This is a genomic window from Halalkalibaculum sp. DA3122 (assembly GCF_043951865.1).
Taxonomy (GTDB): Bacteria; Bacteroidota; Rhodothermia; order Balneolales; family Balneolaceae; genus JAMQKA01.
In genome coordinates this window covers 1-9,866 of record NZ_JBINJF010000055.1, presented here as the reverse complement: position 1 = coordinate 9,866, position 9,866 = coordinate 1, and the positions used below count along the sequence as shown (strand labels likewise).

General features: G+C 47.6%; 13 protein-coding genes and 1 tRNA gene. 9 read left to right on the top strand and 5 right to left on the bottom strand.

Features of this window, described 5'->3' with window-relative positions; genetic code table 11:
- Positions 1-187: 187 nt before the first annotated feature.
- Entirely contained in the window at positions 188-385 is a 198-nt protein-coding gene (locus ACG2F4_RS18655) for a hypothetical protein (protein ID WP_395262461.1), read from the bottom strand.
- A gap of 125 nt (positions 386-510) precedes the next feature.
- On the opposite strand from ACG2F4_RS18655, the gene ACG2F4_RS18650 reads away from it, so the two are divergent.
- The 7 genes from ACG2F4_RS18650 to ACG2F4_RS18620 all read left to right on the top strand — a co-directional run bounded on the left by ACG2F4_RS18650 (position 511) and on the right by ACG2F4_RS18620 (position 6,106).
- Complete coding sequence (locus ACG2F4_RS18650) at positions 511-834, top strand: hypothetical protein (RefSeq protein ID WP_395262460.1); 324 nt, start codon at positions 511-513, stop codon at positions 832-834.
- A 162-nt stretch (positions 835-996) separates the two neighbouring features.
- On the top strand, positions 997-1,578 hold the full coding sequence (gene ruvC, locus ACG2F4_RS18645) for a crossover junction endodeoxyribonuclease RuvC (RefSeq protein ID WP_395262459.1): 582 nt from the start codon (positions 997-999) through the stop codon (positions 1,576-1,578).
- Positions 1,579-1,582: 4 nt separating this feature from the next.
- Positions 1,583-2,191: a Holliday junction branch migration protein RuvA gene (ruvA, locus tag ACG2F4_RS18640; RefSeq protein WP_395262458.1), complete on the top strand. Its 609-nt coding sequence runs from the start codon at positions 1,583-1,585 to the stop codon at positions 2,189-2,191.
- A 156-nt stretch (positions 2,192-2,347) separates the two neighbouring features.
- Positions 2,348-3,031: a response regulator transcription factor gene (locus tag ACG2F4_RS18635; protein ID WP_395262462.1), complete on the top strand. Its 684-nt coding sequence runs from the start codon at positions 2,348-2,350 to the stop codon at positions 3,029-3,031.
- Positions 3,028-4,110, top strand: coding sequence for a sensor histidine kinase (locus ACG2F4_RS18630; RefSeq protein ID WP_395262457.1), 1,083 nt, complete (start codon positions 3,028-3,030; stop codon positions 4,108-4,110). The genes ACG2F4_RS18635 and ACG2F4_RS18630 overlap by 4 nt, the downstream gene beginning before the upstream one ends.
- Before the next feature lie 307 nt (positions 4,111-4,417).
- Positions 4,418-4,849: a fasciclin domain-containing protein gene (locus ACG2F4_RS18625; RefSeq protein WP_395262456.1), complete on the top strand. Its 432-nt coding sequence runs from the start codon at positions 4,418-4,420 to the stop codon at positions 4,847-4,849.
- Positions 4,850-4,999: 150 nt separating this feature from the next.
- Positions 5,000-6,106 carry a mannose-1-phosphate guanylyltransferase gene (locus ACG2F4_RS18620; RefSeq protein ID WP_395262455.1) on the top strand — a complete coding sequence of 369 codons (1,107 nt, stop codon included), beginning with the start codon at positions 5,000-5,002 and terminating at the stop codon, positions 6,104-6,106.
- A gap of 94 nt (positions 6,107-6,200) precedes the next feature.
- Here the strand turns inward: ACG2F4_RS18620 and ACG2F4_RS18615 are convergent, their stop codons facing one another.
- From ACG2F4_RS18615 to ACG2F4_RS18605, 3 genes are read right to left on the bottom strand one after another with little or no spacing between them, the layout of a single operon-like run.
- Positions 6,201-6,929, bottom strand: coding sequence for an MBL fold metallo-hydrolase (locus ACG2F4_RS18615; RefSeq protein WP_395262454.1), 729 nt, complete (start codon positions 6,927-6,929; stop codon positions 6,201-6,203).
- A 32-nt stretch (positions 6,930-6,961) separates the two neighbouring features.
- Positions 6,962-7,267, bottom strand: a complete 306-nt coding sequence (locus ACG2F4_RS18610) for a hypothetical protein (RefSeq protein ID WP_395262453.1) — start codon at positions 7,265-7,267, stop codon at positions 6,962-6,964.
- Between the two features lie 9 nt (positions 7,268-7,276).
- Positions 7,277-8,044 (bottom strand): hypothetical protein, encoded by a 768-nt coding sequence (locus ACG2F4_RS18605; RefSeq protein WP_395262452.1) that lies wholly within the window; start codon positions 8,042-8,044, stop codon positions 7,277-7,279.
- Positions 8,045-8,114: 70 nt separating this feature from the next.
- Here ACG2F4_RS18605 and ACG2F4_RS18600 point away from each other — a divergent pair, with 70 nt between their 5' ends.
- Positions 8,115-8,666, top strand: a complete 552-nt coding sequence (locus ACG2F4_RS18600; protein WP_395262451.1) for a glutathione peroxidase — start codon at positions 8,115-8,117, stop codon at positions 8,664-8,666.
- A gap of 116 nt (positions 8,667-8,782) precedes the next feature.
- Here ACG2F4_RS18600 and apaG read toward each other — a convergent pair whose 3' ends face one another.
- Positions 8,783-9,205, bottom strand: coding sequence for a Co2+/Mg2+ efflux protein ApaG (apaG, locus tag ACG2F4_RS18595; RefSeq protein WP_395262450.1), 423 nt, complete (start codon positions 9,203-9,205; stop codon positions 8,783-8,785).
- A 149-nt stretch (positions 9,206-9,354) separates the two neighbouring features.
- Here apaG and ACG2F4_RS18590 point away from each other — a divergent pair.
- Positions 9,355-9,428 (top strand) — tRNA-Asp (locus tag ACG2F4_RS18590).
- The last annotated feature ends 438 nt before the right edge of the window (positions 9,429-9,866 follow it).

Here is a 9,866-nt window from a genome sequence, read left to right as displayed (position 1 = left end):
TGAGACGCGACATGTCGCGTCTGTACTGGATTTTTCTTTGGCTTTCGCGCCCCATTCAAGGCTGGGAAGGCAGATCTACAATTATTCACTGCCCACCAAGACCCATTCTCCATTCTTCATTCCTGATTTTTAATGACTGTTGTCCGGTAAACACCGTTGGAGCTGCCTACTACAAATTCGGGGGTGTTCATTTTTTCACCGATGAAAAAATGAACGAAAAAAATCGCCGGCTGAGGTAAACTTGACCTGAAGGGGGCGTCGTTCCGCTAAAAAAATCACAGATTTTTTCTTCACGCTCCCCTCCGCACCCTTCCGGGCGGTCAACTTTACCAAGGCCGGAAGCAGGGCTGCCATTTTCTGCTGCCCACCAAGATCCATTCTCCATTCCAAATTTTTAATTCAGCATTCCCCACCGCCCTATAGAATTTTTTGTGGAATCAAGTGCCCGGAGCCAGAGCGTAAAGAAACCATTGCTGTCTGAGATCCGCGTTTTTCAGCGGATCGAGTTCAATGGTTTTAGCGGCGGCGCAGGAAACGCCACAAAAAATTCTCAGGCGGCGAGTTTTTTCGTTTCTTTTTTGCTCGTTCAAAAAAGAAACACCTAAGAAAGTTGTTGAAGATACCATCAGAAATGGAAGGCTATCTCCAAGCAATAAAGTCTTCATTTTGTCCGCACAAAAAATGAATGGGAAAGAAGGGAATAAAACTCCAAAAGCAAAAGAAGCCTATTCCTATAATACAGGTGTTCCTTTTGGATTGATCCAAAAAGAACGTAAAAATATAGGCGGTGAATGGGGCAACCGCTCCAGCCAAAGCTGGCATGGGGCTCGTTGAGGCGCGACATGTCGCGTCTTTGGAAAGCTGATTAAGAAACCCAAAGGGAAAAAAGCTTTCGCGGCTTTTTAGGATGCCCTCGCTATTGCGTTATGTTTGGGTCGGTGCATTCTGTTATATTGAACAAGGATAACAACTGCTTTTATATTACACCGAACTTTTATGCCTGATATCATTTTAGGGATCGATCCCGGCTCCCGGAATACCGGCTATGCCATTCTAACGGAAGAAAGCGGCTCTCTCAAGGCATTGCGCTGCGACACCATTCGTCTGGCCGATATTGAGGAGCATTCCGAACGACTAAAGGTTATCTATGACCGGGTTTCGAAACTGATCAAGTCGTTTAACCCCACCTCGCTGGCGGTGGAGACGCCGGTATATGGAGTGGATCCCCTGGCCATGCTTAAGCTGGGGCGGGCCCAGGCCGCCATAATGCTGGCGGGAGCCAACCAGGGTATTCCCATCACCGAATACTATCCCAAGGAGGTAAAAAAATCGATCACCGGGAATGGCAACGCCAGCAAGCAGCAGGTTGCGTTTATGTTAAACAAGACTGTACAGCTGCCCAAAGACAAGTTATCCAATGATGCCACGGATGCACTGGCGGTGGCGTGGTGCCACCTGATGAAGAGGAACAGTATCGGAGGCCGTATCCCCGGGGGCAAGAAAAAAAAGCACCAAAACAGCAGTAAGTCGAGCTGGGCCGACTTTGTTCAGCAGAATCCCGATCGCGTAAAAGACTGATTACATGATTGCATATTTAAAAGGAAATTTGGAGACCAAGCAACAGGAATTTGCCATCATCGATGTCAACGGGGTGGGATATGAAGTGGAAATATCAACGCAGACACTGGAACAACTCCCTAAAAAGGGCACTGAAGTCAAGCTGCTTGTCTACCATCACATTACCGACAACGATCAGCGACTGTTCGGTTTTGCCACGCCCGAAGAAAAAGAGCTTTTCGAACTGTTGATCACCGTAAAAGGGGTGGGACCAAAGCTCGGGCTCACGATACTCTCCGGGCTGCCCGCCACGCAGATTACAGCGGCGCTGGCGCAATCCGACAAAGATGCACTGAAACAGATTACGGGAATCGGCAAAAAGACGGCCGAACGGATGATCCTGGAATTAAAAGACAAAATTGCGGATCTATCGATGGGCGTACCGCAAAACGTGTCGGATGGATCGGAATCATTGCCTGGAAGCCTCAAAAAAGAGGCTGTATCGGCATTGGAGTCCCTCGGTTTCCGCAAGGGAGAAGCGGAAAAAGCGGTGATGGCCGCCGCCCGGCATAATGGGTCGCCTGATGATCTCCAGCAACTGGTCAAAAAGGCGCTCAGCATGCTCAACAAGTAAGAGCTGAAGTCATTATTTCATTCCCTGGCGAATAGATAACAATAACTTAACACCCCTCATTTTAAATTGAACAGGCTCGTTTGTACTATTGGAGCGTAAATCCGACAGGATATTTTCGTATCTTGCAAGGTTTAATCCCAAATAGATAATTTTGACATCGTGGCTGACAAGCAAACCATTCTCATAGTCGATGACGAGCAGGATCTGCTGGATCTTATCGAATACAACCTGAAAAAAGAGGGCTTTGACGTCCTGAAAGCAGAAGATGGTGAAGAGGGCATCGAAGTGGCCCGCGAGCACAGGCCCAGCCTCGTACTCCTCGATATCATGATGCCCAAGATGGACGGGCTGGAAGTGGTAGAGGTGATGCGGAATGACGAAGATCTGAAACGTATCCCCATCATTTTTCTGACCGCCCGGGGCGACGAAAAGACGGAAGTAGAGGGGCTCGACAAAGGCGGCGATGACTATATCACCAAGCCGATCAGCACGACAAAACTTATTTCCCGGATCAAGGCGGTTCTCCGGCGGTTTGAAGAAACCGAAGAGCCGGTCAACCGACTGGATGTACACGATATTACCATCGACAAGGATCGCTACATCGTCACCCGCGGGGAGGAGGAGTTCCACCTGCCGCGAAAAGAGTTTGAGCTGCTGTACTTCCTGGCCAGCCGCAAAGGGAAGGTCATGGACCGGCAAACGCTGCTCAACCACGTATGGGGCGACAATATATATGTTGTGGATCGCACTGTGGATGTACATGTGCGTAAAATCCGGGAAAAATTGGGAGACGAATATATCGAAACGGTAAAAGGCGTAGGATATCGCTTTAAAGAATGAGGAAACAACCCTTCAGCCGGAGCTCCCGGCTGGCATTTAGAATCGCCATACGTTCTGCCCTGCTGATAGGGGCATCTGTGCTGTTGTTGAACCGGTTTTACCTGCAGGAGGGATGGTATTTTGCGGGCGTGAGTGCTGGCCTCCTGGTATTGCTTTCCACCGTGGTTATCTATTTTGTCGTATCAAGGGCCGAATCTGACCGGCTGGAAACCCTGAACTACATCGCCCGCAATATAGCCCGAAAGCGGTTTGAGGATTACGAAAACCTGACCACCGACGGGCGAGATGAGCTCGACTACCTGATCAAGCAGTCGATTCGTGCCAGTAAAACCGTGGAGCGGGAAATCCAGCGGTTGAACCGGATTGAGAATTACCGCAAGGAGTTTATCGGGGATATCTCCCATGAGCTGAAAACGCCGATCTTTGCGATCCAGGGATTCATCGAAACGCTGCTCAACGGGGCTATCGACGATACCGATGTCAACCGGCAGTTCCTGAAAAAGGCGATGCGCAACGTCAACCGCCTGATATTCCTGACCAAGGACCTGATGGAAATTTCCAAGCTTGAGACGGGCGAATTGAAGTCCGATGTACAGGATCTTCACCTTCGTGAAGTCGTTATGGATGTGACCGAAAGCCTGCAATACAAGGCCAGGAAAGAAAATGTATCGATCTCGGTGCAGGACTTCGACAAAAATCTGCTGGTGAGCGCCGACCGCAACCAGATCAAACAGGTGCTTATCAACCTGATCGAAAACGCCATCAAGTATAACAAGCCGGGTGGGCGGGTTACCGTCGGCATCAAGCCATATCCCAAGAACGATGAGAAAGTGGAGGTGTTTGTACAGGATACAGGCATCGGTATCGATCAGAAATATATTGACCGGGTGACCGAACGCTTTTTCCGGGTAGATAAATCGCGCTCGCGCGAAAAGGGGGGCACGGGACTGGGGCTGGCGATCGTCAAGCATATCATGGAAGCCCACGGAGAGCGGTTTTTCATCGACAGCACACCCAACGTCGGGTCGACCTTCAGCTTTACCCTGACCAAAGTGGAGCGCACCCAAGTTTCGGTGTAACAGTTGATTTTAGCACGTCCTACCAGCTTGTCCGTTCCTGGCACTCAGGAAGTCAACTTCTGTCGACTCAACTCATATCACATTCATGTATTGAAAAGGGATCGTAGTGTAAAATGCCGCTCAGCAATCGGCCATAAAATGGCCGTATAAAGACAAACATTGTTAAAAAGATAAAAAGACAAGGGGGCGGTGTTAAGTAATGTAAGAAGCTTTAAAAGGCAGCAACAATAAGGGAAGAGAGCGGTTTGAACAATAAACCGGCAGCCATTTACTGTCATCCAAGACTAACCAAATATAGGAAAAAGTTATGAAAAAAGTATTTAATATACTCTCTACCGGACTTCTCGTATTTACATTAGCTATCGGTATCGGCATAAATAATGTACAGGCCCAGGACGATACGGTTATGGAGGTGGTAAACTCCAATAATGAGCTTAGTACGTTTTCCGAGTTACTGGCAGAAACACAGTTACCGGAGTTGCTCACCCAGGAAGGGCCTTTTACCGTTATCGCCCCAACCGATGAAGCTTTTGAAAAATCGGGTATTGACACTGACCAGTTGAAAGAAAATCCCGATCAGCTGCAAAATGTGGTCATAACCCATCTGTTCAGGGGAACCCTTGGATCTGATGAAGTAGAACCCAATACCGGCGCACCGGTTAAGGAGGGAGATGTTGAAGCCTCAAATGGGGTGGTTCATGTAGTGGAAAATGTGGTACAGCCCAAAAAACAAAACTAAGTTCTCAACCTACCATCCCATCCCAAACCCTCAAAGGTCCTGTGTAAAAGCAGGACCTTTTTATTTACTGCTTCATCACTCCATTGTCTGCTTCATTATTCCGTGTCAATTCCCTACCTTCAACTCAATCAACTTTTCCGCCCTGCGCGGATGCTAAAACCCAATATTCAACTTCTTAACATGTTACATGCCGTCATTATGGCCGGGGGTTCCGGTACCCGATTCTGGCCAAAAAGCACCCGGGAAACACCCAAACAATTTCTCAACCTGTTCGGCGACAAAACAATGCTGCAGATGACCGCCGACCGCATCAGGAAGCGGATCCCCGTTGAACAGATCCTGGTCATTACCAACGACCGATACATAGGACTGGTAGAGCAGCAGCTGCCCGATCTTCCCGGAGAAAATATCGTGGGCGAACCGGTGGCCAAGAATACGGCGCCCTGCGTAGCTTTTGCCGCGGGATTGCTGCGGCAGCGCGACCCCGACGCTACCATGGTGGTGTTACCCGCCGATCACTACATCAGGCAGGAACAACGCTTCATCTCCATCCTTGAAGCAGCCGCTGCCAAGGCAGAAGAGGACTGCCTGGTAACCATCGGCATTCAGCCGGAACGGGCAGAAACAGGCTATGGATATATTGAGTTTGACAGTGACAGCGGAGAAACCGTCAACGGTCATGATGTTCGCAAAGTCAATAAGTTCACTGAAAAACCCAACAAACAAAAGGCCCGGGAGTTTATCAGTGCAGGCAACTATCTTTGGAACAGCGGTATGTTTGTATGGAAAGCCACGACGATCATAGAACAATTCCAGGCTTTTCAGCCTGAGATTTATACCCAGTTGAAAAAGCTCGCCACTGCAGATCCCAACTCCCCCGACACGCTCCGCCTTTTTTATGAACACTGCCCCTCCGTATCTATCGACTACGGGATTATGGAGCACGCTAAATCCGTATTTGTGGTACCCGGAAAATTCGGCTGGAACGATGTGGGCAGCTGGACCGCTCTCTACGAATTACGCGACAAAGATGAACATGGCAACGTCGTACAAACACAGCACCTGAAGACTGAACAGGCTTCCAATAACCTGGTCCAAACGCAAAGCGACAAAATGATTGCATTGGTGGGCGTTGAAAACCTGGCGATTGTGGAGACCGACAAGGCTATCCTGATCTGTAATCTGGACAAGGCACAGGGAGTCAAAAAAATTGTGACTGCACTAGAGGAGTCTGAAGAAACAAAATCCTTTCTGTAGGCACCCGTTCCGGACTCACACCGCAGGTTTAACACTACCATTGAAGCGGTGGCAACGCGGTGCCCGTACCTATCTGATCCACATGAACTCCAGACTAATCCACTTCCAATATTAGCTGATCGTATGCCAGGCGTACATGCTCCGGCAGGCGCTCATTGCTCTGTTTGTGATTGACCCTGGAGTTCATGTGGATCAGATAGGTACGGGGAATTTCCAGTTTCGTAGCCTTCTCTACGGCCTCGGGAATGGTCATATGCGTAGGGTGCTCCGGTTTCCAGCGAAGTCCGCTCAGCACCATCACTTCTGAACCTTTGATCAACTTCTCGGTAGATTCAGGAATCTCCTTTACATCGGTAAGGTAGGATATATTCCCCACCCTGAAACCCAGCACATCCACCTTGCCGTGGTTGGCAGGCAACGGGGTGATTCTCAGATCCTGAAACTGGAACGAGTCTTCAATCACATTCAGTTCAACCGAGGTAGCCCCCGGGTACCGGTCCGGTCCGAACATATATTCAAACCTTCGTTTGATCGATTCTTTACAGGTTTGGGAGGTATAAACCGGTATGGTCTGCTTTTGTTTATAGCAAAAAGGGCGCAGATCATCTAGTCCGGAGATATGATCCATATGCTCATGGGTAATCAGGACAGCATCCACCCGGGTAATACCCGCCCGCAGGGTCTGCAGGCGAAATTCCGGCCCCGTATCGATCACAATCGAAGATTGCTCTGTCTCGATCCAGGCCGAGCAGCGCCAGCGTTCATCACGCGGATCCCCCTTTAAACGTTCACTGCCAAAACCCCCGGCTGTGGGGACGCCCATAGATGTTCCGGTACCTAGAAAAGTAAATTTCATTATTCCTGGTCAAAGTCGAGTTCATCCATTTCTTTTTCCCCAAACCGGTTGAACCGATCCCAAAGCTCCTCCAGGTGTTTCCGGACAACCGGTTTTATGTAGGTATCCTGCATGTTCAGCTTTTGAAGTACACGCGCCAGAATACCCACCTGCAACTCAACCGGGCGATTCCTGTTGATGACAACAAGCTTCTCACCCTCCACAATACAGTGGTCGCCGCGAAATGTACCCCGCTCTTTGCGTATTTCATACCCGGCCTGTTCCACAAGTTGCTCTAGCTCAAGAAGTAGCTTTTCCGATTTCATGCTATCAACTTAAAACGTTATTCCAATAATGAAACTGTATGACCGAAGATTGTAATCGAACTCATTTTCTTCAACATCAAACCGCTTAAATCCGTAATCCCAGCCGGCCGTGATTCCCACATCGCCGAATACCCGGTCTACGTAAAGCCGACTCTTAGTTTCCAGCTCATAAATTTGTCCCCCGAAGATACCGCCTGTTGCAAAAGAGAACCCGTAATTTGGAATCGCCGCAGCGGAGATTCGAACCTGTTGTCCCAGTCGGGCATTCACCTGCGCACCCGCGCCGAATTCCAGGGTTCCCTGCCGGAACTGTGCATCGCCGGCCACACCCTGGTTGTTGGTCACCGTATTAATACTTGATTTTATCTGCAGTGGAATCTGAAACTGAAAGCCTGGTTGGCGGACGAGGCGCAATCCTCGCACAGCTTTGGCCCCGGCATCAAAATACCCTATGTCATCGATGCCGGTCAACCGACCTCCTACCCCTATATACGCTTCGAACCCGTAGGTCTCAAATCGCATTCGCAATAGCGGGCCGTCAAAGGCGTAGGCTCCGCTATTGGCATTCGAGACATCTCCCCGGTAGGTGAACTCAACCGGCTCCAACCCCAGGTAAACGGCATTTGGCGGTATTAATGAACGCTCCCGCACCGGTTCATTCTCCTCTACGGAAAACATCTGGGCACGCGCTTCTTCAGTAATAGACAGGGGCATCAACAGTGATATAAATAATAAAAGAACGGAATACTTACGATTTTCGCGGAAATTATATTTCATTGGGAACTCTTCATGTAATATTCACATTTAAACCTTATACTTTCAGCGTTGAACAAAAGGGGTCAAACTTATGAAGTCTCTTTTAATTTTATTGATTGTTTCGTTAGTGAGTTTTTCAGGAACGGATAAAACAACAGATTCCGTACACGATTTTGAACTTAATAATATTGAAGGAGAAAAGATCCCCCTAAAACAGTTTGAAGGTAATGTTCTTTTAATTGTTAATACCGCTTCCGAATGCGGATATACTCCTCAGTACGAAGGGTTGCAAGCTCTTTATGAGAAATATAAAGACAAAGGAGTTGTAGTTTTGGGTTTCCCTGCGAATAATTTTGGAGGACAGGAACCTGGAACGGATGACCAGATAAAAAAGTTTTGTAAGGCAAATTACGGAGTTACGTTCCCGATGTTTTCCAAGATCTCAGTAAAAGGGAACGATATTAATCCACTATTTGATTATTTAACCAGTCAAGATAACCCTGATTTTACTGGCGAGATCAAATGGAATTTTGAAAAGTTTTTGATTGGTAAAGATGGAAAGTTACTGCACCGCTTTCGAAGTGATGTAAAACCGCAAAGCGACACTATAATAAATGCACTTGATGAAGCGTTAAAGATATAAGAATCTATCCCTAACATCCCATCACCATCCCGACAGAGGGCCGCAACTGATACTTGCGGCCCTCCTTTTTTATAAAATCATTTCCCAGTCTCGCAGTCCCGCGCCGAAAAATGCTACTAGTTTAAGCGGTGCGCACGAAGCGCAAATCTCGGGATATTCACTTTGATGGTTCCGTACTCCTCATGTTCCATAACGTAATACCCCTCCATCACCCCGCTGTATGATTTGAGTACGCACGAACTGTTATACTCAAACGATGTTCCCGGCTCAATAATCGGTCTCTTGCCAACCACCCCGTCGCCGTCGACCTCGTATGTTTGGCCAATAGAATCTTGTATCAGCCAGTGTCTTTTTAAAAGCTGCAGGCTCCCTTCTCCCCGGTTCCGGATTGTAATAAAATAGACAAAGACGTGTTTACGCTCTACAGGATTCGATTTGTCTTCAAGATAGAGCGGTCGGACCTCAACTTCTACGTTGTGAGAAACTTCAGTAAATGATGGCGTTAGATTCATCATGGCGCTTTCTATCTTTACCCTCATTATAACTGAATTTTCTTTCTTTTCGAATATATTTTATTTGAATTTTATCTTGACATAGGACCGATAAGAACGTTATATTTGAAGCTCTCAAAACGGCAGGAGTAATGATTACATATAGCCTTTTGAAATTAATTTAGTAATTATCATACGGTCCGGTAGTTCAGCTGGTTAGAACGCCTGCCTGTCACGCAGGAGGTCGCGAGTTCGAATCTCGTCCGGATCGCAAAACCCTAAGCCCTTGACTCGCAATGAGTTAAGGGCTTATTTATTTGGTCGAAATCCGACCTATTTTTCACATCTGAATTGGCTGGGGACAACAGGGGGACAACAGGGGGACAACAAAATTGTTTATACGCTCGAAATATTTTTGTGAAATCCCCTGAAATTCTGTGCGTGGAATTACATTTGGATGGACTACAGCTGATTGAGTGCCAACTCGTACTCATCAAATAATCGCAAATATTTCAGTCAGAGTTTTGATGCTCGTTATACTGGGTGATAGATAGGACGGAAGGCACTTAGACATATAGAAGCGCGTGTCTGATGACTTATATGCCTTTTATAATTAACGCGTTTAGGGGTTAGGATTTTAACAATTTTAAACTAAGAAAGGCCATGCAAACGCTTGATATTCAATATCTTAGGGATGTTAATTCTCACA

Bases quoted from the DNA above. Each gene is read 5' to 3' on its own strand.
- ACG2F4_RS18655 (WP_395262461.1), bottom strand. From the start codon at position 385: ATGGAGAATGGATCTTGGTGGGCAGCAGAAAATGGCAGCCCTGCTTCC.
- ACG2F4_RS18650 (WP_395262460.1), top strand. From the start codon at position 511: ATGGTTTTAGCGGCGGCGCAGGAAACGCCACAAAAAATTCTCAGGCGG.
- ruvC (WP_395262459.1), top strand. From the start codon at position 997: ATGCCTGATATCATTTTAGGGATCGATCCCGGCTCCCGGAATACCGGC.
- ruvA (WP_395262458.1), top strand. From the start codon at position 1,583: ATGATTGCATATTTAAAAGGAAATTTGGAGACCAAGCAACAGGAATTT.
- ACG2F4_RS18630 (WP_395262457.1), top strand. From the start codon at position 3,028: ATGAGGAAACAACCCTTCAGCCGGAGCTCCCGGCTGGCATTTAGAATC.
- ACG2F4_RS18625 (WP_395262456.1), top strand. From the start codon at position 4,418: ATGAAAAAAGTATTTAATATACTCTCTACCGGACTTCTCGTATTTACA.
- ACG2F4_RS18620 (WP_395262455.1), top strand. From the start codon at position 5,000: ATGCTAAAACCCAATATTCAACTTCTTAACATGTTACATGCCGTCATT.
- ACG2F4_RS18615 (WP_395262454.1), bottom strand. From the start codon at position 6,929: ATGGGCGTCCCCACAGCCGGGGGTTTTGGCAGTGAACGTTTAAAGGGG.
- ACG2F4_RS18610 (WP_395262453.1), bottom strand. From the start codon at position 7,267: ATGAAATCGGAAAAGCTACTTCTTGAGCTAGAGCAACTTGTGGAACAG.
- ACG2F4_RS18605 (WP_395262452.1), bottom strand. From the start codon at position 8,044: ATGAAATATAATTTCCGCGAAAATCGTAAGTATTCCGTTCTTTTATTA.
- ACG2F4_RS18600 (WP_395262451.1), top strand. From the start codon at position 8,115: ATGAAGTCTCTTTTAATTTTATTGATTGTTTCGTTAGTGAGTTTTTCA.
- apaG (WP_395262450.1), bottom strand. From the start codon at position 9,205: ATGAGGGTAAAGATAGAAAGCGCCATGATGAATCTAACGCCATCATTT.